Source organism: Vibrio sp. YT-19(2023) (assembly GCF_033337395.1).
The window spans coordinates 1-23,629 of the sequence record NZ_JAWOQN010000029.1 but is presented as its reverse complement, the minus strand read 5'-3'; the positions used below and the strand labels follow the sequence as shown (position 1 = coordinate 23,629).

Sequence of the window (23,629 nt, the reverse complement as noted above, 5' to 3'; positions counted from 1 at the left end):
GCTGAATTTGTTTTACCGACTCCAATTACTCTATCGTCATTGTAGATGCTTTATTCAGGCTACCATTATTATAAGAAAGTGTTATGGCTAAATTTTACCCTACTATAGAAAATATCTTGCGACTAAAAGTGAAACCTACTGAGGGTGAACAACATCTCCTCAATTACTTTGAAGAAAACTTAGACGATAACTTTGAGGTGTTTTTTAATCCCTTTTTGGATGGTGACAGACCTGATTTTATAATCATTAAAGAGGGTGTCGCGATATTTGTAATCGAAGTTAAAGACTACAATTTGGATAACTATCAAGTTGATAGCTATAACAAGTGGTCAGTGAAATACGCTAATGGGCAATCTAGTATATCGTCTCCTCAGTCACAAGCGTTTACTTATAAAAAGAATTTGTACCAGCTACATTTGCCCGTCTTAGGCATAGGGCAACTAGGCAACCGAAACTTTTTTAACCTTGTCCAACCAATTGTCTATTTGCATAAGGCAGATAAAGATAAAGTGGACGCGCTATATCAACCTGCCGAGAATGACTTAAGACTGAAAACAAGTGAACTTCTCAATGCTAAACGTAAATGCAGTATCGATGTAGACACTTATAATAGACGTGCAGAAGGATTATCTCGGACTAAAAAACGCATAGTTCGTGATAAGGCGATGATATTTTCTGGCGAACAAACTCATAAATTAGTAAGTAAAATCAAAAACTACAAATCTCAAGTACTATTCGATGATAGAGTATATGATGACCTGAAGCGTCGTCTAATGCCTTGTGAACATGTATTAAAGCAAGGTAAAGCTGTTTCCTTAGACGATAAGCAAGCTAAGTTGGCTGTAAGTTGCGTAGGGAAGGAAAAGATTAAAGGTGTTGCTGGTTGTGGAAAGACTACAATAATCGCCCAAAGAGCTGTCAATGCGCACGAGCGACATAAGGAAAGAGTGCTAATTGTAACGTTTAACATCACTCTTAAAAATCTAATAAAAGACAGGATTAGTGATATATTAGGTTACCGTGATGAGCAAAATTTTGCGGTTACCAATTACCACCAATTCTATAACAGTCAAATTAACGCTAGTGGACAGGATATCTCTGATTTAATAGCACGCTTTAGCCTAGATGGTTTGTATAAAAAAGACTGTTTTCAGAATTACCAGTTAACTCGATACCAAACAATTCTCGTCGATGAAGTTCAGGATTTTGAGAGTGAATGGGTCAAGATATTAAGAGACAATTTTCTTTCTTCTGAAGGTGAGATGGTGTTATTTGGCGATGAATCACAAAACATTTACGAGCGCGATGACAAGCGTGCGGCTGTGATTGCACAGGGATTTGGAAGTTGGAAGAAGTTAAAACGTTCGTACCGAACCAGTTTGGAATCCCCCCTCAACCAAGTATTCAAAGACTACCAGTCAAAGTATCTAATTGAAAAGTATTCAGATTCAGAATTGATAGAAACAGTCCCTATACAACAAGGATTTACATTTGAGATATTAGAGTTTCATCAATGTAGTGGTGACTGGGAAAAGAAATCTTTTGAACTTATTCAAAAAACTATCAGGGTTAATAACTTTAATCCGAATGACGTGGTAATATTGTCGTCAAACATTTACCTCGTCAGAAAGTTGGTCCAAAAGTTTAATGAAATAGAGAAGACTCACTGTATGTTTGAAACCTATCAAGAATTACATCAAATGATAAAGGCTTATGATAGTAAAGTTTCATTGGAACAACTCAAGTCAATGTCTGAAGATGAGTTACATCAATATGTATATAAGAACAAAGAATTACGTTCTGATATGGAACGAGCAAGACGCATTAAGAAGAACCATTTTTACGCCAATAGCGGTCTGATAAAGCTATCAACGGTTCACAGTTTTAAGGGGTTAGAATCTAAGACGGTTTTTTATCTAATGGACCAAAAGGATACCCCAGAAATTGTATATACATCAATAACACGCTCGGTGGAAAACCTCATTGTCTTAGACGTAAGCAACGAAAGTCCATATTCGGAATTTTTTAGCAGTAGTATGTAAGCTTATTTAATACCTAGCTTATCTAGAAGCTCGCTTGCCAGTTTGTTCAAGTTATTATAGTGTTTCTGTTGCTCTGAGTTCATTGTACAGCCAAAGATGTCTTTCCAGAATGAACGGTGAAACTTATATAATCTTAGTTCGCCCTTTATTTTAGGAACATACTCGGCAATCAAAGCTGCTATTTGGGCCTGTTGTTTTCTAGCTTCTATTAACTGAGTCGAGGCTTGTACTGTTAGTTTCATGACCTTATCTGACTCTTCAGTCAGTTCATTTCTCTTTTCTTTGACAGTATCTACTTTTTTATAAGCGCTTTTCGTCGAGAAAAATACTATTGGGGCAGCAACAATACCTCCTAGAACCCAAAATCCACCAGCCATTCCAGCTCCACCCGTAGCAAGCGACCCTCCACCAAACCAAGCTAACGTAGCATTGGTAGCAGCAACACCTGACAAGGAAGATATTGCTGTGCCAGTAGACGCGGAACCAATCAGCGAAACTAGTCCCCATGCGCCAAGAGCCGCAGAGCCGCCCACTAGGCCACCGAAACCCGTATTTAAAGATGTATTAAAGCCAGTATTAAACTTGTTAATCCGAGTCAAAGAGTCTCGCGTTGCTGGATCACTGTTTGTCCTTGAGTTAAGAATATTTCCAACTGGCTTGAGTGTTTTGTTTAGCTCAGTCAGTTGCTCCCCTATCGAAGATAGGCAATCATTAGTGTCTTTTTCAATTGACTCAATTATATTGCAAGCTGGCTTATAAATAGCTTCGTAAATGTCAGAATAGTGCTTGTTATGCAATTCCAGCATATAAGAGCCACCGAGAGACACAATACCACCTATTATTTTGCCTGTATTTCTAAGAATGCCGCGTTTAGTTTCGGTTGATACATAAAAATCCACTTCTTCGAAAACTTGCTCTAAAGACGAAAATGACTCTTTGACTATCTCTTTCAAAGACTTATCGTCACAGTTTACGACTTGTTTATAGGCGATTATTGAGTTTCCTGTTCTTTTATATGCTTCAATGAAAGATGTCATTTCTTTGGGACTCTTGATTCGAAAAATTAGCTCACGATTTCTGGATCAGAAACTTTGATTTATACCCATTTGAAGGTTGCAATAAAGAACTTATCACTAATTTATTAACCGCACTAACAAATATTTGTTCAGGCTTGTATTATATCATCGGGTTTAAGGCACGCTCGGGGACAAAAGCGCCTTAGATTAGTTAACCTTAATTCGTGTTGTAAGCATATCTTTGGCGCTATTTTAACAGATAAATTAATCTCGGCTTTGCCACTCTTCAACGATTGGCGGCTTTGTTGCGCAATTCGATGGAACTAAATCAGGAAGTTACGATCTGAGCGGCTAAATCAGCTAATCTTCGTAGCCTTATGCTGAAACCTCGTTACAAAACAACCAACTGGAAGCAGTACAATAAAGCCTTAATCAACCGTGGTTCTCTGACCTTTTGGATTGATGAGGAAGTGATAGCCGAGTGGAAGCAAAACAAACAAGGCAGGCGTGGTAGACCTCGTCGATTCAGCGACTTAGCCATTTCTACCTCACTGATGGTGAAACGCGTTTTATCTATGCCATTGAGAGCACTGCAAGGTTTTCTAGACTCCGTATTTAAGCTGGCTAACATCCCGCTTGTTTGCCCGCACTACACCTGTATAAGCCGCCGAGCTAAGGAAGTTGAAGTTTCATTTAAAACCAAAACCAGAGGAGCAATACAACATCTGGCCATTGATGCCACTGGACTCAAGGTTTATGGCGAAGGTGAATGGAAGGTCAAGAAGCATGGTACTGATGGGAAACTCAGAGTCTGGCGTAAGCTGCATATCGCTGTAGATACAGGCACCCACGAAATAGTCGCAGCAGAGCTGAGCTTATCTAACGTAACCGATGCCGAAGTGCTCCTCAACTTACTCAAGCAGATACGTCGTAAAATCATTGAGATATCAGGTGATGGTGCTTATGACACAAGGAATTACCATGATGCTATACGGTTCAAGCGAGCGGTTCCGCTTATCCCGCCACCAGAAGGGGCGGCCTTCTGAGAGCAAGGACACCCTCGCAATTTAGCCGTAGGTTGTCAGAAACTCTACGGCTCCAACAAGAAGTGGAAAAAGCAGTACGGCTATCACAAGCGCTCGCTATCAGAGACAGCAATATATCGGGTGAAACAGTTGTTAGGTGGGAAATTAAGCCTGAGAAACTACAACGCCAAGTTGGTGAGACTTACGCCATGATCAAAGCGCTGAACAAGCTTACAGGACTTGGTATGCCTGAAACTCAGTATATTGTCTAAAAGTTACTCAATTTTAGGCGGTTTGGTTTCTCGTCTGAATTACGCAACAAAGCCCTGATACGGCTGAAGAGGCGATTAAGCTTGTTCTCGATCAGGCTGAAGTGCTAGCTGATGGGTGGTATGCAGCATGATTTTAATAGAGGCAAGGTGTGAAAACCTTGCCTTTTGCATATTTATATATCATTGACTTCCACTTTAGTGGGGTATTTGGCTCGGTCAGAATACATTAAGTAATGAATATAGGGTGATTTAGAGCATCGACCATAAATGATTTTTGTCCAAAAGAGAGTTAAACAGCTTTCTTGCAAGAAAGCTGTATCTCTAATTCGAATAAGATGTTTGAGACGTTCAAGGCACCTAAGTTGGTATTGTGGTGTTACGCGTGTTTCTCTCAATCAAGGTTTTAAAATCAAGAATCTTCTTCTGATTTCTGAGCTTAGTCATGGCTTGAGCGTCATCCACGACACAAATCCCTGCTGCCGTGTTTTGACAAAATTTCGAAGCGAGGCAACGTACCTCTATGACGGCAGCTTTATCTCGGCGATGCGCTTGTAAAGTCAGGAGCGATTTCGGTTCGTCATACTCAATGAATTCGTAATCTCTGAACAGTAAAGCAAAACTCACCGCTGCTGCTTCGGCGTCTGTAGCGGGAACAGTGGCATAATGGCTTCGGGTGATAGGAATAGAGTGAATTGAGTAATCATCATTGAGTAACACCGATAAGTTTGGATGCATGTCAGCAATATGGCCTTGAATGTAGTCTCTGCGTATATCTTGATAAAACTTCTGATATTGGAAGTACGAGAGCGTAATGCCGTGGCTAATATCCCAATTGTTATCTCGTAGTAAATCACTAAAACAATAATCATCAATCTTCAACAGTTGCTTGAAGTTGTCAAAACCACCCAACACACGTTTAATTTGCCTTGGACTCACTCCACGATCGAGCAGGTCAGTTTCATTGAGATATGGTTCAGTGCGTAATATCGTGGTGACTAGTTCAATGAGACCGATGTCTACCGCACTGATACCTTGCATCAGAAGCGGCGCAAAGTAGTCTGAATGGGAGTAAGCTAGGCCTTCATCGAGTGCAGAAATGACGCTGAGGCGTATAGGGTTAGTCATCATCATGGTTAAACTCCTAATTAAGAGAAAAGGGGACGTGTCAGTCTTGGGGTAGTGCAATAGCCTCGATAGGTCAGCCAGCGAAAGTAAAAGTGTACTGCATCAATACGCTGTTTTTGCTCTTTGTGGCATACGTTAGATTGGCGGAGTGACTCACGATATTGACGAATGTCTCGCGTCTGGATGTATAACCTTTCATTGCTGCTGGAGTGCTTGTCGTCAACGATGCATAAAAACTGATGAAGGTAATCTGCAATCTGATTGAGTCTGAATCGAGGCATTCCTGAATGAGCACGCTCTTCCATTAATTCACTTAACCAGTTGAAGTATGGAAAACGGAGTTCCTCTTCTGCATTGCTCAAGTCTAGAGGGGGCAAGGTTGGGAAATCGTCTTTTGTCGGTTTGTGTTTGTAAGCACGAACCGCAGGAAAATGTTTAGCCACTAAGTGGATTTGCACTAATAATTGCTGACTCAATGACAGAGAGTCGGGAAGGGCATGGGGGCTGTTTTGGAAAAAGCACTTAGCTTGTAAGCGCACTACTTTCGCTCTGCTTATGGCATGTTGCGGTTCATCTGTTTTCAGTGCCACAAAATAATGAGACCTAGTGTGGCCTGAGATTCTTAAGGATAATGGCGGTGTGATTTTGACTTGATAAATGCCATGCTGATTGGTGGAGATATGATGGGCGCGAAGCTGACGGTGTTGTTTTATTCCGATGTTTTCATTTTGATGGGGGAGGGCTAGGCGTCCTTTTCGACGTAAACGGCGCAGTGCTTGCATTTCACTAAAGCGAGGATGTTCGCTGATGGGTTTTACCTCAAATGGGCTTAAGTGAGTTTGATGTAAGTTCGAATTTGGCATAGGCGTGATTCCTTCTTGGCTGAATTTAGGGTGCAGAAGTCTGCCCCCTAAACTGGTTAAGGGTGTCATAAGTGACGGTGAGTTAAGTGGTGTTAAGCCATTCAGGCTCAGTGGTAATGCATACTGAAGCGCTGGTTATGCGCTCTGTTTATTCTCCGCTCGATATTGTCCTGCAATCGAATAGTAGTTGCCTGTCGATTCCACAATATAATCGCTCCAGAATTGAAGAATTTCGTATCGTTCATCGAGATACAACGCACTGTTGTATGAAGCTCGAGTGGTGTTCTTATCTAAATGAGCAAGACACATTTCAATGGCATCTTCACGGAATTGTTTGTGTTCATTGAGATACGTGCTAGCAATGCCCCTAAACCCATGACTGACGAGCCTGCCTTTCAAACTAGTGAGGTTGAGTGATGAATTCACGGCGTAAGGACTTATGTGCGGGAATTTGGTATTAGGCTTGTCAGATGGAAATACGTGGATGTGCTCTCCTGATATTGGTCGAATGAACTCTAATATCCCTAACGTGTAGTCATTCAGCGGCACTAAATGCTCACGTTTGCTTTTAGTGTAGAACGCTGGGATTGTCCAAAGTTTATTCTTAACGTTGATATCACACCAGCGCATGGCAGCGAGTTCATCTGCGCGAGCCATCGTGTGCATTTGCATTTCGAACGCGCAACGGGTGACGGGTTTCATTTGGTTGTTTGACATGATAGCCATCACTTCACCAAGTTCGTTTGGCGGTACTTTGAGCATGTGAGTGACTTTTGATTTGGCAAAGTTGTCTTTAATGTCGGCTAAGCAATTAAATTTAATGATGTTTGAGTTTACCGCGAATTTCATCACTTGATTGGCAATACAGCATGCACGTTTTACATTTTCTAATTGTCCTTTAACCTGCATAGGTTCGATGACCGAAATGACTCCAGCGGCAGTGATATAGGTTAGAGGGAGGTTGCCTAGTTTAGGGTATAGGTTACGCTTTAAGAAAAGACGCTTGCGATGTGACGAGCGTACTTTGTTGGTGATGCGGTCGATTTCATCTTGCCCGAATACCGTGCCATAAATCCTAGCTCTCTCACGTTCTTCGACAATCAGCTTTTCTCGGTTAGTGGTCTCTTGAATTTCTTCTTTCAGAAGCATCTTTTCTGCGACCGCTTTAAAGGTCAATTGGCTTTCAACCAAACGGTCTAACTTCTGCTTTTCACGAAACAGTTTTGGGTCAATACCGTTCGTCATTTGCTCACGAAGCTCTTTAGCGACCTTGCGTACTTCGTCCAGCGTCATATTAGGGTATGAGCCAAGCCCCATTTTTTTACGCTTTTTAGTGCTAAAGTCTGTGTAGATAAATAACCAGTTCTTAGAGCCGTTTTTACGTATTCTTAGGTAGAGGTTTCCACCATCTGATAGTGAATATTCTTTGTCACTTTTCGCTGCATTCTTGATTTGTGTATTTGTTAATTTATTGATAGCCATGCTGCTACCCTCCTGTTTATCTATTTGTTCCCCTTCAAATTATCAATCGATTTTGGGGTACGCAAGGGGGTGCTAGAGCTGTGAGATGTAGTGAGAAAAGGTGACTGTGAAAGAGTGTTATATTCTTTAGAATCAAGTGGTTAGGTTGCTTTTTGAGAGGTGGTGAGTCATGGTGATTAGTGTCTGAGAATTCTTAAGAGTGATTCGCAACGCTTGGCAGTTTCGCTTCGCTCAAGTATAGCCAAGCGCCGCTCACACCTTAATGCGGCGTTATGTTTCCGAGGATATGTATGGCGTTACCAAAATTTGTGATTGAAACGATGTATAACCAAATCCCGCTCAAAATTAATTGGGTTCAATTTGAGCTTAGGCTTATTAACAGTGGGGTTTCTAGAAGGGTCTCGTCGTATCTAGTAGAGAGTATTAAAGACTGTAGTAATACGACTAAGATCAATATTCAAAACTTAATAGAATTTATTGATTTGTTTTGTTATGACAAAGATATTTCTTGCGGAGATACTTGTTCTTTGATTAACAGGCTGTTTCGAGAATCTATATTGTTAGAAAAAAATCTAACCTTACTTCTAGCGAGGTATAGCTCAGACCCTGTTGGTATAGCCAACTTGTTAGATTGGTTCCAATTGGATAAGGAACAAGCTAATGAAATGGTTAAGCTTATGTATAAGTATTAAGTGAAAACATAACAATAAATTTAAGAGTGATTCACAACGCTCGGCGCTTTCACTTCAAGCCAGTTTAGTGATTATGGCACAATGGTTTAGGTAAGGTGGTAGCGTTGTTCACACCTTAATTTGGCGTTATGTGTCAGAGAGAGATTATGAGATTTTTGCAATTATTTATCTTGATCTTAGTAGTAGGGTGTTCAAGTTCTGTAGAAAACACTTACTCATCGGAATATTTAGATCTAGAGCCAATAGAGTTTGTATCGCCGAGATACCCTAAAGTTGCAGTAGAGAATAACCTGTCAGGGTATGTGGTCATGACGTTTAACATTACTAAAAATGGAGATGTGGCTGATATTGTTGTAATCGATTCCACCCCAAAGGGGATCTTTGAAAAGGTAGCTGTACAAGCGTTGTCCAAATGGAAATATGAGCCACTTGAAGATGTTGAGCTTATTGCTCAAAAACAAAAATTAGTCTTTAAAATCTAACACATAACAAATTGTTTAAGAGTGATTCGGCACGCGTGGCATTTTTACCATGCGTTAGGTTTAGGGTTTAAGGTGGTATGCGGAGGCTACGGTATTGCGTGCCTCACACCTTAACAAGGCGTTATGTTTTACGAGGAAATTATGAGTGATTTGGTTGAACAGAAAGCATCTCAAAAAGTACTAGATGCAGCCTTGAAGGTCTTAGAAGTTAGCTCGCCTGTTCTTAGTGCATTGACTGGTGTCGTTATTGAATCGGCAAGAGAAACTGAAAGATTGCACGGCTCAGGCGAGATTGAGGCGCTGGACGCTGAAGCGAGAAAGCAAGCTATCGCTTTAAACATGGCAAAAATGCAAGCAGCAGTTGCTCAAGAGCTGGCAATAGCTGAACGTATTAAAAATGCACACGAAGTTGAAATTGAAGAATACTATGAAGGTACAGGAAGTGGTGGTTTGAATGCTTCCGGTAATTTAGACGGTGCTTCTATCAGCTTGGGTGGTGGTAGTCATAAGGTTACTAAGCGCGTCTACCGTTTTACAGGTGGCAATAGTCAAGAACAAACATAACAAACTGTTTAAGAGTGATTCGCAACGCGTGGCATTTTTACTATGCGTTAGTTTTTAGTGTTTAAGGTGGTATGCGGTGGCTTTTGTATCGCGTTGCTCACACCTTAACAGGGCGTTATGCTCTAGGAGGGAATTTTGCTCAATTTACTGAAGAAAGTGGTGCTAATCAATCTTGCTGCAGCATTGATTGTTATTCTCTTAGCTCAGTTTGTCCCCTTCTTTGCCACTACTCAGCCAGTCGACTTTCTGTTCTTCGTTGTTATCGTGAACTGGGTTTTAGCAAAGCTTATGTGGGAAGGTGGCGTATATAGTAAAACAGCGCATATGGATGATTCTAGAACAGATAAAGTTTACAAAATGGTAGAAGGTCATGATTTCGAAAAAGACCAACGAGAGCAGCATAGAATGAACTTCCAGACAGGTTTGGTTTTCTTTATTGCAGGGCTTCCAGCGTTTGTCACTTGCTTAATTCTCCAATTTCTTTGAGTACGAGCATAACAAATTGTTCAAGAGTGATTCGGCACGCGTGGCATTTTTACCATGCGTTAGGTTTGGTGGTTAAGGTGGTATGCGGAAGCTTAGGTATTGCGTGCCTCACACCTTAACAAGGCGTTAGCATACTTTGATAGGAGTTCTGATGACTACGATAGTCGAACAAATTGTTAATCGTGAAATTGACTCGGTCATCGTCTACGAATCTGACCAAGTTATAGCTTTTGCGGACCATGACCCAATCAACTTTGGACACATTTTAATTTGTCCTAAGACTCAATACCGTACTTTCATCGACCTGCCTGAGTCTGTGTTTTTAGAGATCACCGACGTTGCAAGAGATTTATATAAACGTATAGAAGCTAAGTTCAACCCCGATGGTATCGGCTTTATGCAAAACAATGGAGAGGCACCTCATTTCAACGAGCTCGATCACTACCATTTGCATATTTTCCCTAGATTCCATGGCGACCAGTACGGTTGGGTTAGTAGTGAACTTGGAATTCAACCTATGGATAAACTTAGAGAATCACTTAAAGATCTATGAGTATTGAAAAAGTATGCTAACAAATTGTTCAAGAGTGATTCGGCACGCGTGGCATTTTTACTATGCGTCAAGTTTAGTGATTAAGGTGGTATGCGGAGGCTTCGGCATTGCGTGCCTCACACCTTAACAAGGCGTTAGTCGCCAGAAAAAGCTTGCAGTCAAAATCATGTTTCTAAGCTTAAAATTTGGCTGATGATTGTTTGCTATACAGGCTCTTCATCGATGGTCAAAACTCAGTTTCAGGCTGTTTCAAATCCAAAGTTTTGCAAGCGTCCAAGCGTTTTTTTTGTTCTTTGGCGCTGACAGAACAGGGCAATCGAGCGTCTGTTCTTGGTTGCAACCCTGTCCGGTGAGTTTGTTGGTTCAAAAGCAGATCTACTCGCTGAAAAGTCGTCTTCTCTGGTGTTGTAAGTTCCACGTGGTTTCAGTGACTTTGTTGAAACTCCGCACTGTGAGATTGGTTTTCCAAAAAGCGCTTTTTGGTGTTGTCAGTCCGTTTTCTACGGCGTTTTATGTTCCAAGTGGTTTCATTGAGTAGCCGCTTTGAGACCACGCCTAACTTAAATGCATCAAAGCACATAAAGTTTGTTATTTGCAAAGTTTAGTTCGGCTTAAAATTGTCGCTCGGTGCCTCGCGACTAACAAACTGCTCAAGAGGGATTCGCAACGCGTGGCATTTTTACTATGCGTTGAATTTAGTGATTAAGGTGGTACGCGGTGGCTTCGGTATTGCGTTGCTCACCCCTTAGCAGGGCGTTAGTACGGGTTTGACATTAAAGGTTATAAGTTTTGGGTGTTTATCTGTTTTGGCGTTCGTATTTACACCTTTCAGTTTGTACCTCTCACGTTCTTTCCGGTGGCACTATATGCGGAGTGTTCGCTTTGATTTCACCGTTTACGGTTTCTAACTCTTAGCCTATTTCTTTGGCGCTTCTTCATTTTTGTGGCGGCTTCTGAGTGAATCTTTGTTGCTATCGGCGCTGCCGTTGGAGTGCGAGGATTGAATCCTTTTCTAATTTGAAGCAAGTGAAAGTAGGGAAGCTCAGTGCGTTTTTCTTCTAGCTAACTTTCGTCTTTCAATCGAGATAAAGTTTTGTCGTTGCCCGTCTCACTTCAGTGTTCAAAGCCTTTTATATCATGTCACTTTTCAATATCTTGGAGCGCATAAATAGAAGTGGTGCATGTACTAACAAATTGCTTAAGAGTGATTCGTAACGCGTGGCATTTTTACTATGCGGTGGCTTATGGTGATTAAGGCGCTGTGCGGTAGCTTTTGTATTGCGTTACTCACACCTTAGCAAGGCGTTATGCGCTAGTGCATTTAAATATCGAGGGATGTATGGATAATGAACTACCAAAAGCGATGGTATTGAAAACAATAGATGGTAGACATGTGGGTTTCATGTTGTTAGCTCCCAATTCAGGCGAGTCGGGGGAATGTGTTTTCAGTTTATCTGCGTCATCTGCAGAGGTAATCGATAGCAATTTAGGTGTCGTTCTATCTGAGCTTAAAGTTTCTGGCGAGCATAAATACGTAGTGGAAACCATAAAAGATGGGTACTTAATTAATATTGCACCAATAGGCCTACCTAATGTTCAAGTTCAGCTTAATTATCAGTTCTCCGGAGATATAGTTACTGATATTGAAGGACGAGTCGCTTGTATTGGAACAGCTGAATTAGTGGAGCAAAGCGCATAACAAACTGTTTAAGAGTGATTCACAACGCGTGGCATTTTTACTATGCGCTGACTTTAGTGTTTAAGGTGGTGTGCGGCAGCATCGGTATTGCGTTGCTCACACCTTAACAGGGCGTTAAGTGTATCTAGGGTGAACTAAAATGAAAGAAATGATCAAATGTCTCGAAGAGATAAAACCACTGATAGATCTATTCACTGCGCTGATAACCCCTTCAATTGCAATTTTAGGTGGTTATATTGCATATCAGCAGTATCAAACAAATAAAATGGCGCTAAAAAAGGATTTGTTTGATAGACGCTATGCTGCATTTGAATGTGTATATGATTTCATTGTGACTGTAGTTGAATGGAATGGAACAAGTAAAGAACAACGTGAAAAGTTCCTTTCTGGAACTAAAGGCGTTGAATTTTTATTTGATGAGGAAATCAAACTATACGTTGATGAAGTTTGGGAACGCAGTTCAGACGATTGTGGGTGGATTGAAGACTTACTCGTGCCTACTAAAAATAGTCAGTCTTCAGATCATCACAAATGGTTTGTTGCTCAACGACAAACTATAAATTGTAAATTCAAAAAATATATTAACTTGAAGCACTAAATACTTAACAAACTGTTCAAGAGGGATTCACAATACGTGACATTTTTACTATGCGTTAGTTTTAGTGTTTAAGGTGGTATGCAGAGGCTTTTGTATTGCGTTGCTCACCCCTTAACAGGGCGTTAACTGTCAGCGAACATATTGAGATTGGAGTAATTTTTGGATAAGAAGTCATTGTTTAAGCTTTATCGTGAATTGTACTTTCACGAGATGGACGTGAAAGAAAAATTGGTGGCTCGCACCCAGATTTCTTTTGCGGTAGTAGTTACTGCGTTTACTGTGATTAGCTATATGATCAGGATGCTTGACTATAATTCAAATTGTTATGCGGTAGCGTTCTTTGTCGTTTTTGTTTCAATATCAACTTTAATACTTATTGCATCGCTTTGGTTTCTAATCCACTCGTTTTCTTGGCGCAGTTATCGTGGTATTCCTTCTCCCTCGAAAACAGACAATTACCGAATAGAGCTAATTGAGCATAGGGATGCACTAGTTGCTTACAATGAGGAAAACCCAGAGCATCAACAGGAACTATACGATGTTGATGAAGTAATGGAATCCTACCTTTATGAAAACTTTAAGGTTTGTTCAACTCATAATACCGAAGTTAATGATGGACGCTCAGGCTATGCAAGAGATGGTTTCAAATGGGTTTTAACCGCCCTGTTACCGTTGGCTATCGCCAGTAGTATTTTTATAATTGCAGACCTTGATACCTCATCACCTCGAAAAGAGTTACTGATTAAAGATTCTAATGTGACTGCTCAACTAGAGAAGTTCACTGCGCAAGTTGAGTTATTGAAGCTAGAAACTTCAAAATTTCAAAAGGAGAGTATAATGTCCGATGAAAAGAATGTGGCTCCGCCACCGCCACCGCCGATGCCAACAGCTCCAGAGCCTCGCAATATTAAGAGTGAGACTCCTGTTCCACCTAAGGAGATGTAACATGAATAAACCTGCAAAACCGAAGCCGCCACCAAAAGCTCCAACTCCGCCACCAATTAGGGTCATAAAAGACGGCAGCCCTAAGAAAAAGTCGAGCAAAGACAGTTAACAAACAATTTAAGAGTGATTCCCAACGCATGGCATTTTCCATTCCATCGTTGGGTTTTGTGTTTAAGGTGCAATGGTTAAGGGTAGTGGTAGCGTTGCTCACACCTTAATTGGGCGTTAGTTCCCCAGAGGAAGCAATCAATCCGTAGGGAATTTTTGTTTCTGGTGGAGTACACGCATAACACGGATGATATCGCCCTCAACCCAGTAAGATACAATCATCGAAATCTCAGGAATAATGAGCAATCGTCCGCGGATGCCATCTCGTTGTACACCCATTAAAGGTTGTTCAAGCAAGTTTTCTACTTTTGCTTCAATGAGGTTGTCAGTTTTTTCTGCCGCATCAGGGTTGAAGTCATAGAGAAACTCGAAGATCTTTTCACGATCATTAAGTGACTCTTCTTCCCATAAAATCATTGCTTACCTCGATTGCGGATTCTGGCTTTGCGCTCTTCCATTCGAGACTTAGCAGTTTGGTGCTCAACGAAAACAGATTTTCCTGAGTCAAACTTCTCAAATGCTAGGTTTACTTGTTCAGTTAGCCATGCATCGTGAGATAATGTTTTTCTTTGTTGTTCAGCGAGTTGCTCAGTAAGTTCACGGCAAGCATCACTTAAAGTTCGACCTTGGCTCTCAGCCATTTGTTGAGCTAGGCGTTTTGTTTCTTCATCAACACGAAATTGAATTCTAGTGTCCATGATATATTCCTTTGTTGGTGTGTGTACAAATGTTAGCACTAGGCTTTGAAATGGGCAACTAACAAACAATTTAAGAGTGATTCGGCACGCGTGGCATTTTTACTATGCGTTGGTTTTAGTGATTAAGGTGGTATGCGGGAGCGTCGTATTGCGTGCCTCACACCTTAATTGGGCGTTATAAATACTCATGGATTGAGCAAAAATGAAAGAAAATATAGATTCAATAATATTCGACGCAGGTGGTGTGCTTATGTTCATCAAAGAGTTCCGTTCGTCGATTATTAAACGGATTCTACTCGCGAAAGGTTATGATATTGCGCTGATTGATAGAGCTCTAGCGGACTTGCAAATATTCGATCAACAATTTTTTGCTAAGTACAAAATCGTTGACTGGAGTGACGAGAAGCAATGGCTTCAAGAACGTTCCATAAGAGTTTCAAATTTTGTGAATGGTGATAACTTGCTCGCAGAGCAATTATTCCACATAGCCTTAGATACGCATCAGTACCAGTTATATAGTGAAACCTTGGAAGTTCTCGAACGGCTGCGAGAGAAGTATCGCTTATTCGTGTTATCGAATGCGACGGCAACATTAGACTGGGCGTTTGATAGTTTAGGTATTCGGCAGTATTTTGAGAAAATTATGATTTCGTCATACGTAGGTAGTGAAAAGCCCAATCGAGAAATCTACGTTCATGCTCTGTCTTCTTTTGCTTTGAACCCTAGCTCGACGATGTTTATTGATGACAAAATCGAAAATGTAGTTGCTGCTCAAGCGTGTGGTATTCAGGCTTATCATTTACAGCGTAATAAAGGTGAAAGCTTGTCTTCTTTTGAGGAGCTCTTGGTGGCTTCATCGAAACCGTATTTATAACAAAGCGTTTAAGGCGGATTCACAACGCGTGGCGAACTCAGTTCAAGTTGAATTTAGTGTCTAAGGTACAATGGTTTAGGTTTGGTGGTGGCGTTGTTCACCACTTAACGTGGCGTTATACGCTTTATGGAAAATGATACAAAAAGGACGTGATGAAGTTATCTGAGTTACAAAGTCATATAAAAGAATTCGATTATGCGCCAGAGCAATCTGAACACTATTTTTTTAAACTAATCGAAGAAGTTGGCGAGTTATCGGAATCTATTCGCAAAGGTAAAAGTGGACAACCAACGCTAGATGAACTTAAAGGTTCAATCGCAGAAGGGTTATATGACGTCTTGTATTATGTTTGTGCTTTAGCCAATATTCACGGTGTAAACCTTGAGAAAACGCATGAACTAAAAGAAGTTTTGAACAAGGTTAAGTACAACCGATAGAACGCGTATAACAAATTGTTCAAGAGGGATTCAGCACGCGTGGCATTTTTAATATGCGTTGGTTTAAGTGATTAAGGTGGTATGCGGTAGCATCGGTGTTGTGTGCTTCACCCCTTAACAAGGCGTTAGTTGCCAACGAGGAAAACGCAGCTTAAACAGAATGTTTAGAGTTAAAGTCAGTGTGTTTTTGGTGGGGTTTCGTACTTCAATTTTAAATCGTTCGGGTTTGTGAAAATCGTTCTCAGGTTTCTTTTGTGGTTGGATTCGTTTCAGAAACCGAATCACTAGTTGAGAGTCAGCTCTGTGACATTGTCTTTTCAAATGAGCGTTTTGGTGTTGTCAGTTTGTTTTCTACGGCGTTGCGTGTTCCAAGTGGTTTCAGTGACAGGCGCTTTGAAACTGCGCCTGATTTGAGTCTACCAAAACACGTAAAGCTAGTGTTGGCAAAACGGCAATTGACTTCAAATCAAAGCTTTAGGTTTGGCAACTAACAAAGCATTCAAGAGGGATTCACAACGCTTGGCAGTTTTGGTTTGAATCGGCTTTAGTGTTTACGGCACAATGGTTTAGGTTGAGTGGTTTGCGTTGTTCACCCCTTAATGCGGCGTTATGCGTATGTGTGATTATCGTTCCCTTTAGTGGTAAAGTAATGATTTAAAAGGGTACATAGAATGGGGAAGGCAATGGTTACTACCAAGTTTCATGGCTTTAAGGGCAAGGAAGAACTCATAAAAACCTTGGCGAAAGACCTTGCAAGTATTTTTTCTGAAGCAGCTATCGATCTGGATGTTTGTTTAGAATACGATAGCGAGGAAATTGCGTCAGGTTCGGTGCGTGATGCCGAAAATGTAGTGGCGAAATTCGAGTTCAACAAATTTCTAAATCCTACAAATCAAATAACCTATACGGATATATCAAAAACATACGCATAACAAAGCGTTCAAGACGGATTCACAACGCTTGGCATTTTCAGTTTGATTCAACTTTAGTGTTTACGGCACAAAGGGTTAGGTTGGGTGGTCGCGTTGTTCACCACTTAACGCGGCGTTAGTTTGCAAGAGGAAAAACGCAGCTATATCGCAAGATCTAGTGGTAAAAGATCAAAGTTGAAATTGGCGTATCGGCGTTCAATTTCAGTGTTAACTAGCGTGGTGAAAATTCAAAATTGGCATCGTTTCAACGGTTGATTTGTTCTTTGTTGCGGCGACTTTTCGGGTTACCTGAGTCGAACTTTTTTGCTGAAACTCTGCTCGTTGAGTTTGTTGGTACAAAAGCCGATCTACTCGCTGAAATGGCGTTTTCTCTGGTGTGGTAAGCTCATGTGGTTTCAGTGGCTTTGTTGAAAGTCCGCATTGTGAGATTGGTTTTCCAAAAGCGCTTTTTGGTGTTGTGAATTCGTTTTCTGCGGCGTTGTTTGTTCCACGTGGTTTCATTGACTAGCCGCTTTTAGGCCACGCCTGACTTAAGTGCATCAAAACACATAAATTTTATTGTTTGCAAAGTTTAAAATAACGTAAAATCAAGGCTTTGGGTTTGCAAACTAACAAACTGCTCAAGAGGGATTCGCAACGCGTGGCATTTTTACTATGCGTTGGTTTAAGTGATTAAGGCGGTATGCGGCGGCTTTGGTATTGCGTTGCTCACCCCTTAGCAGGGCGTTATGCCTTTTGGGAGAAAATATGCAGTTTTACAAAGCAGATGAATATCAGACATCTTGCGAAAACCTGTATCGTAAGTACGAACTTGAGATAGCTGCTTTACTTCCAGATGCATCTATTGAGCATATTGGAGCTTCCTCTATCCCTAATGCTGTATCTAAAGGTGACTTAGACATACTCGTTGGTGTTAACGGCAAGGAACTAGAGAATGCAGTAAAGTTGCTTTCTACTCTAGGTTTCAACGAAAAATCCGATACGTTAAGAACTCCGGAGCTTCGCATGCTGGAAAATAGCTCAGGTGAGGATGTCGCTTTTCAAGTTGTAGCCAATGGTTCGGAATTTGACTTTTTTGTGGGGTTTAGAGACAAACTCCGTAAAAGTCCTGAGTTAGTTCAACGATACAATGAGCTGAAAATGTCTTGTACAGGTTGGTCTCACGAAGAGTATCGTCGGAAAAAATCAGCTTTTATTGAGCGTGTGTTAGGACAGGCATAACAAACTGTTCAAGAGTGATTCGCAACGCGTGGCATTTTCACTATGCGTTGTGTTTAGTGTTTAAGGTGGTATGCGGCGGCTTTTGTATTGCGTTGCTCACACCTTAACAGGGCGTTAGTTGCCAACGAGGAAAAACGTACTTAAAGCAGAATGTTTAGGGCTAATGCCCGTGTGTTTTTGGCTGGTTTTTCGTATTTCAATTTCTAGCCATTTGGGTTTGTGAAAATCGAACTTTGGTTTCTTGTGCGATTGGATTTTCTGTTTCAGACGCTGATTAGCTTGTTGAAAGTCAGCTCGGTTAAATTATCAGTCCAAAAGGGCTTTTTGGTGTTGTTAGTCCGTTTTCTACGGTGTTGCATATTCCAAGTGGTTTCAGTGACAGGCGCTTTGAAACTGCGCCTGATTTGAGTTTTCGAAAACACGTAAAGCTAGTGTTGGCAAAGCGGTAATTAACTTCAAATCAAAGCTTTAGGTTTGGCAACTAACAAAGCATTCAAGAGGGATCCACAACGCTTGGCAGTTTTGGTTTGAATTGGCTTTAGTGTTTACGGCACAATGGTTTAGTCTGGGTGGAATGCGTTGTTCACCCCTTAATGCGGCGTTAGCACTGGGTTGGCATCAGAGATCAAAAGTCTTGGTGTTTATTGGTTTCTTTTCCTAGCTTTACACAGGAGCAAATGTGCCTTTCATGTTCGCTCCGGTGGCACTAGATGTGAAGTTTTCGCTTTGAGTTTATCGTTTACGGTTGCTAACTTTCGGGCTATTTCTCTGGTGTGGTTTCTTTAGTGCTGAGAAATTTTCGGCAAAACAAGCGTTGCTTTGTCGCTGTTGTTCAAGTTCGAAGCCCGTATTCTTTGCTAATTTGAAAGCGGTGAAAAAGGGCAGTTAAGCATGTTTTTCTTCTAGTCAACTTACGTCTTGATGTCTGTTTTTAGTTTGGCAGCTGTCCGTTTGGTTTAGTGTTTTAAGCCATAAGTTTCGTGCTATATTTCAATGTCTTGGCGTGTACCAAAAGCTTAAAGGGCAGCGTGCTAACAAACAGTTCAAGAGGGATTCAGCACGCGTGGCATTTTTGGTATGCGGTGGTTTCGGTGTTGAAGTGCCATGCGGAAGCTTAGGTATTGCGTGCTTCACCCCTTAACTGTTGCCAGTCCGTTTTCTGCGGCGTTGGTTGTTCCAAGTGGTTCCATTAAACAGCCGCTTTGAGACTACGCCTGACTTAAGTGCATCAAAGCACATAAAGTTTGTTGTTCGCAAAGTTTAGTTTGGCTTAAAATTGGCGCTCGGTGCCTCGCGACTAACAAACTGCTCAAGAGGGATTCGCAACGCGTGGCATTTTTACTATGCGTTGAATTTAGCGATTAAGGTGGTTTGCGGCGGCTTTTGTATTGCGTTGCTCACCCCTTAGCAGGGCGTTATGTTTCTTTAGGAGTTAAACGTGGAATTTTTGGAAAGTCGTATAAATAAGCTATTGGGCGAAGCTAGAAAGATTGAAATTGATGTCGCGCATCATCAAATTAGTTGGTCTCAATGGGATCTAAAGCAAACCGGAGTTCGGTCGGTTTCCTTAGCTGAGCTAATGCGAATAATTTCAGTTTGATACTTAAGTTTACTGATGTGAAAGGCGGCACAAAGCCTTCTAATAATATAAGGCATTCGTGATTAGTTCGGCGCACTTACATCGCCGAAGTATGGTGTTGTGAGACGCATTTCAAACTAAAGATAAACGGTAATTTTTTGGTTAAATACATATTTGAGTTAGCTTTGTTAATCATTAATTAGCAAAACGAGCTTTGGCGAAAGTGGCTGAAAGATCAGCGAAAACTGAAAGGTGCTCAGTTAACAAACTGTTCAAGAGGGATTCGCAACGCGTGGCATTTTTACTATGCGTTGGTTTAAGTGTTTAGGGTGGTATGCGGCGGCTTCAGTATTGCGTTGCTGCCCCTTAATGCAGCGTTATGTACCTATGAGGTCAATTGAACTATGAGTGATTTTGTTCGTGAGGTTAGTGAAAACTGGAACCAAATAGATGCTGATGCTAGTTTAAATCGGCAATCAGCTGGCGCGACTAATCATGTCTTTCGAATCCAATCCTCAGAGACTTTTTACCTTAGAAAATATCGTGTTCGCAATGTTGCACAAATCAAGCTTGAGCATGAATTATTACAAAAACTCTCCCAAAATTTGAATACTATAATAGCCCCAGTTTTGACGCGCGATGGCTGCTCCTTTGGCAAAATAGGTGATGGCTTTTACGCTTTATTCCCTGAAGCAAAAGGGGGGCTAATTGGAAAAAGCGAGCTGTCGGAGTTACATGCTTTTCAGTTAGGAAAAGCACTGGCTGAATTGCATGTTCAACTAGCTTCTATGGCTGGAAATAGTTTTCCAACAATCGAGCTCTCATGGGATAAAAGTGCTTGGGTCGATAGGTTACAAAAAATAGTTGCCTGTATTGAAATCAACAGTGCGCTTGATGCAAAAGGTTCGGCGCTACGAAGAGTAAAACAACAGCGTGACTATCTAGCGAGCTCACAAGCCGTACACTCATATACTCCTTTAACAAGCAGGCAATTAATTCACGGCGACTTTCATCATTTTAACGTCTTTTTTGATTTAAACGGTGCTGTAAGTGATGTGATTGATTGGGACCTAGTACAAAATATGCCACCTGGTTATGAGGTGGCTAGAGCCTGTATGTACATGTTTGACATGGATGTTAATAAATCATTGGCCTTGTTAAAAGGGTATCTGTCTATTAAACCTATGACACAACCTGAGCTTAACGATGGAGCAAAGGCATGGGCTGTTTATGCTGACCATCATGTATGGGCTTTGGAAGAGGTGTTCTTAAAAAACAATACCGCTGCACAGAAGTTCATCCCCAAAAGTGACTTTATTCCGTTCATGGTTCAATGGTCCAAAATTGAAAGTGCATTATTTTGCGGCGGTACATAACAAGGCGTTTAAGAGGGATTCTCAACGCTTGGCGGTTTCAGTTCAAAGTTTAGCTTTTGTGTATATAGCACAATAGTTTAAGTTGGGTGGTATAGCGTTGCTCACCCCTTAACGCGGCGTTAGTAAGGGGTTGGCATCAAAGGTCATAAGTTTTGGTGTTTATCTGTTTTGGCGCTCGTTTTTACACCTTTCAGTTAGTGCCTTTCACGTTCTTTCCGGTGGCACTATATGCGGAGTGTTCGCTTTGATTTCACCGTTTACGGCTTCTAACTCTTAGCCAATTTCTTTGGCGCTTCTTCATTTTCGTTGTGGCTTTTGAGAGAACCTGGATTACTTCTGGTGTGGCTGTTGAAGTACGAGGAAAGAATCCTTTTCTAATTTGAAGCCAGTGAAAGTAGGCCTGTTCAGTGCGTTTTTCTTCTAGCCAACTTTCGTTTCTTAACCGAGTTTAAGTTTTGTAGCGGCCCGTCTCACTTCAGTGTTCAAAGCCTTTCATATCATGCAAGTTTTCAATATCTTGGAGCACATAAATAGAAGTAGCGCATGTACTAACAAATTGCTTAAGAGTGATTCGTAACGCGTGGCATTTTCATTATGCGTTGAGTATAGTGATTAAGGCGTAATACTGGATCTTCGGTATTGCGCTACTCACACCTTAACTCGGCGTTAGGCAAAAAGGAAGACATATGGCTATAGAAATAATTGTTGGTGCTGCTGGTGCATCCCTTACACTTCTTGACCTTGTATTAAGGGCTAAAGGGTCATTAATTGCTCCCAAAAAAGATCCTTTCATAAATTACGATACTAGCTATCTGTTAGGTGTTTACTCGGAAGAAACGCCGATTTCTCATTTTATACCTTACAGTGAACTAATAAGCATGTACCCTGAAGGTAAGAAAATAGAAATTAAAATAAACAATCGAAAGTTCATGCTTCGACCACCAAACCAAGAATGGTCTAAAGTCTCAGACCTTGGGTTCAGTCAACTTATAGAGTCCCAAAGGGTTAGAGATAACGAAGGAGCGATCAGGCTTCATGAAGTTTTAGAGTCAGGTGATAATATAAGCTTCTCACTACAGAAGGCATCATACTTTGACCAATGTAAATCCAATTTAATATTAGATTGGTCATCTCAGGATGATGATGGCATTTCACTAAGGTCCTTACAGCGTGGAATCTATGGAGGGCTCTTACCTAATTTAAATGATAAAACTATGGCTAACACAGTTGGAATTGCAGCTCTCATTTATTACAGAGAGGAAGACGAATATGTCCCCTATATGGTTAAACGTGTAAAGAAAGTAGGAGTCTTTCCTGGTGGTATTCACTGCACTTCGTCCGGGGTTGCAAAGTGGCCCTCAGATTCTGCCGATACTAGCTTTGAAAATTTCTTTACAAAGCATATGTACTCTGAATTAGAGGAAGAAGTTGGTCTGACAAAGAATGATATTTCAGAACTTATTCCCATGGCTGTTTGCAGGGAGTTCGCTAGGGGAGGAAAGCCCCAAGTCTTTTATGCTGGTTTTACTGAGTTATCTAAATCTGAACTAATAGAAAAAAGAATTAAAGCGCAAGCAACAATTGCAGAAATGAAGCTATGGCCAGAAATTGAACAGCAAAGATGGTATCACTCTGAAATCGTATTAGGTACTGATGAATTAATGGGATCTATTAGTAAATACAAAGTTACTTTAGAAGGCGTGGCATCTCTGCATTATGGAATAAAGTATTTGCAGCAGCACAGGATATAAAATGCCTAACAATCTGTTTAAGAGTGATTCTCAACTCGTGGCATTAACTGGGCGTTGAGCTCAGTGATTAAATCGGTATGCGGCGGCTTTTGTATTGCGTTGCTCAACTCCAAAAGGTCATTAATACTCAAAGGTCAAATATGGATATTTACCCAGAAATCGAGTTATCTAAAGCGCAGCATAATGCAATTGAAGCTCTTAGAAACCAGTCGTTTCCTGAACACCAAGTTACTCGCTCTTACTATAAGCAACTCCCGCATATGAGAGTTCTGAATTACGAAGGTGATCAGTTAGTTGGTTACATGGGATTAGACTACAGAGTTGTTCGCGTTGGTGATGAAATTTATAAAGTATTAGGTGTGAGTGACTTTTGTGTCGAGAGCAAAGTTCAAAGACAAGGTATTGGCACAACAATGTTGTCTCAACTCAGCGAGTATGCGTCCACTAAAGATGTCGACTTCATCATTTTAGTCTCCGATTTGGAGCGTTTTTATGTGGCTAATGGTTATATGCGCCTTAACTCTCTAAGTTCTTGGTTGCGAGTTCACGAACATAAAAATTACGGTGTCGCTGTAGAGCAACTAGATGATTTATATGTTAAACCTATCAGCGGTAAAACTTGGGCTGTTGGTCATATAGATTGGTTAGGGTATATGTATTAGTCTGTAGTGGGCTAATAAATTGTTCAAAAAGAAATACTACACGTGGCATTTCCAATTAGCGTTTCTTATACTGATCCGCACCAGCAGTTTTGGACACCGAGTTAAGTGAGTACAATCACTAACGAGGTGAAGCATGACAAGCAAGAA

The 23,629-nt window shown here is 41.0% G+C and carries 21 protein-coding genes and 1 pseudogene; 16 read left to right on the top strand and 6 right to left on the bottom strand.

The features are described 5' to 3' along the window. Positions 1 to 83: 83 nt before the first annotated feature. Positions 84 to 2,042, top strand: coding sequence for an NERD domain-containing protein/DEAD/DEAH box helicase (locus R7E78_RS18745; protein WP_318058132.1), 1,959 nt, complete (start codon positions 84 to 86; stop codon positions 2,040 to 2,042). Positions 2,043 to 2,044: 2 nt separating this feature from the next. On the opposite strand, the gene R7E78_RS18740 is transcribed toward R7E78_RS18745, so the two are convergent. Next, positions 2,045 to 3,079 (bottom strand): hypothetical protein, encoded by a 1,035-nt coding sequence (locus tag R7E78_RS18740; RefSeq protein WP_065871669.1) that lies wholly within the window; start codon positions 3,077 to 3,079, stop codon positions 2,045 to 2,047. 356 nt (positions 3,080 to 3,435) lie between these two features. Here R7E78_RS18740 and R7E78_RS18735 point away from each other — a divergent pair. Further along, positions 3,436 to 4,355: pseudogene (locus R7E78_RS18735) on the top strand (IS5 family transposase). Positions 4,356 to 4,712: 357 nt separating this feature from the next. On the opposite strand, the gene R7E78_RS18730 reads toward R7E78_RS18735, so the two are convergent. The 3 genes from R7E78_RS18730 to R7E78_RS18720 all read right to left on the bottom strand — a co-directional run bounded on the left by R7E78_RS18730 (position 4,713) and on the right by R7E78_RS18720 (position 7,825). After that, the gene (locus tag R7E78_RS18730) at positions 4,713 to 5,486 is read right to left on the bottom strand and encodes a hypothetical protein (protein ID WP_065871671.1); all 774 of its coding nucleotides are present in this window, start codon (positions 5,484 to 5,486) and stop codon (positions 4,713 to 4,715) included. Between the two features lie 14 nt (positions 5,487 to 5,500). After that, positions 5,501 to 6,343, bottom strand: coding sequence for a hypothetical protein (locus R7E78_RS18725; protein WP_140110381.1), 843 nt, complete (start codon positions 6,341 to 6,343; stop codon positions 5,501 to 5,503). 135 nt (positions 6,344 to 6,478) lie between these two features. After that, positions 6,479 to 7,825, bottom strand: a complete 1,347-nt coding sequence (locus tag R7E78_RS18720; RefSeq protein ID WP_140110384.1) for a tyrosine-type recombinase/integrase — start codon at positions 7,823 to 7,825, stop codon at positions 6,479 to 6,481. 838 nt (positions 7,826 to 8,663) lie between these two features. Between R7E78_RS18720 and R7E78_RS18715 the strand changes: the two genes are divergently transcribed. From R7E78_RS18715 to R7E78_RS18685, 7 genes are all read left to right on the top strand, one after another. After that, positions 8,664 to 8,999, top strand: a complete 336-nt coding sequence (locus R7E78_RS18715; RefSeq protein ID WP_010648852.1) for an energy transducer TonB — start codon at positions 8,664 to 8,666, stop codon at positions 8,997 to 8,999. Positions 9,000 to 9,140: 141 nt separating this feature from the next. Continuing rightward, positions 9,141 to 9,563 (top strand): hypothetical protein, encoded by a 423-nt coding sequence (locus tag R7E78_RS18710; RefSeq protein WP_262640758.1) that lies wholly within the window; start codon positions 9,141 to 9,143, stop codon positions 9,561 to 9,563. 135 nt (positions 9,564 to 9,698) lie between these two features. After that, positions 9,699 to 10,049: a hypothetical protein gene (locus tag R7E78_RS18705; RefSeq protein WP_031781288.1), complete on the top strand. Its 351-nt coding sequence runs from the start codon at positions 9,699 to 9,701 to the stop codon at positions 10,047 to 10,049. Positions 10,050 to 10,200: 151 nt separating this feature from the next. Next, the gene (locus tag R7E78_RS18700; RefSeq protein WP_029807766.1) at positions 10,201 to 10,602 is read left to right on the top strand and encodes an HIT family protein; all 402 of its coding nucleotides are present in this window, start codon (positions 10,201 to 10,203) and stop codon (positions 10,600 to 10,602) included. A gap of 1,339 nt (positions 10,603 to 11,941) precedes the next feature. Then, a complete protein-coding gene (locus tag R7E78_RS18695) occupies positions 11,942 to 12,301 on the top strand; it encodes a hypothetical protein (RefSeq protein ID WP_069494417.1) in 360 nt (119 codons plus the stop codon). A gap of 139 nt (positions 12,302 to 12,440) precedes the next feature. After that, positions 12,441 to 12,899: a hypothetical protein gene (locus R7E78_RS18690; protein WP_262640759.1), complete on the top strand. Its 459-nt coding sequence runs from the start codon at positions 12,441 to 12,443 to the stop codon at positions 12,897 to 12,899. A 159-nt stretch (positions 12,900 to 13,058) separates the two neighbouring features. After that, positions 13,059 to 13,844, top strand: coding sequence for a hypothetical protein (locus R7E78_RS18685; RefSeq protein ID WP_140055236.1), 786 nt, complete (start codon positions 13,059 to 13,061; stop codon positions 13,842 to 13,844). A gap of 246 nt (positions 13,845 to 14,090) precedes the next feature. Here R7E78_RS18685 and R7E78_RS18680 read toward each other — a convergent pair whose 3' ends face one another. Beyond that, entirely contained in the window at positions 14,091 to 14,369 is a 279-nt protein-coding gene (locus R7E78_RS18680; protein ID WP_005398411.1) for a type II toxin-antitoxin system mRNA interferase toxin, RelE/StbE family, read from the bottom strand. After that, positions 14,366 to 14,650, bottom strand: coding sequence for a type II toxin-antitoxin system RelB/DinJ family antitoxin (locus R7E78_RS18675; RefSeq protein WP_005398409.1), 285 nt, complete (start codon positions 14,648 to 14,650; stop codon positions 14,366 to 14,368). Before R7E78_RS18675 ends, R7E78_RS18680 begins: the two co-directional genes overlap by 4 nt. Before the next feature lie 202 nt (positions 14,651 to 14,852). Between R7E78_RS18675 and R7E78_RS18670 the strand changes: the two genes are divergently transcribed. The 7 genes from R7E78_RS18670 to R7E78_RS18635 all read left to right on the top strand — a co-directional run bounded on the left by R7E78_RS18670 (position 14,853) and on the right by R7E78_RS18635 (position 23,482). Further along, on the top strand, positions 14,853 to 15,524 hold the full coding sequence (locus R7E78_RS18670; protein WP_318058131.1) for an HAD-IA family hydrolase: 672 nt from the start codon (positions 14,853 to 14,855) through the stop codon (positions 15,522 to 15,524). 152 nt (positions 15,525 to 15,676) lie between these two features. Continuing rightward, entirely contained in the window at positions 15,677 to 15,961 is a 285-nt protein-coding gene (locus tag R7E78_RS18665; RefSeq protein WP_318058130.1) for a MazG nucleotide pyrophosphohydrolase domain-containing protein, read from the top strand. A 683-nt stretch (positions 15,962 to 16,644) separates the two neighbouring features. Then, complete coding sequence (locus R7E78_RS18660) at positions 16,645 to 16,893, top strand: hypothetical protein (protein WP_141135633.1); 249 nt, start codon at positions 16,645 to 16,647, stop codon at positions 16,891 to 16,893. A gap of 747 nt (positions 16,894 to 17,640) precedes the next feature. Then, complete coding sequence (locus R7E78_RS18655) at positions 17,641 to 18,114, top strand: GrpB family protein (RefSeq protein WP_047104294.1); 474 nt, start codon at positions 17,641 to 17,643, stop codon at positions 18,112 to 18,114. A 1,983-nt stretch (positions 18,115 to 20,097) separates the two neighbouring features. Continuing rightward, positions 20,098 to 21,069 carry a phosphotransferase gene (locus R7E78_RS18645; protein ID WP_318058129.1) on the top strand — a complete coding sequence of 324 codons (972 nt, stop codon included), beginning with the start codon at positions 20,098 to 20,100 and terminating at the stop codon, positions 21,067 to 21,069. 686 nt (positions 21,070 to 21,755) lie between these two features. Next, entirely contained in the window at positions 21,756 to 22,820 is a 1,065-nt protein-coding gene (locus tag R7E78_RS18640) for a hypothetical protein (protein ID WP_054575062.1), read from the top strand. A 140-nt stretch (positions 22,821 to 22,960) separates the two neighbouring features. After that, complete coding sequence (locus tag R7E78_RS18635) at positions 22,961 to 23,482, top strand: GNAT family N-acetyltransferase (protein WP_054575061.1); 522 nt, start codon at positions 22,961 to 22,963, stop codon at positions 23,480 to 23,482. Positions 23,483 to 23,629: the final 147 nt, after the last annotated feature.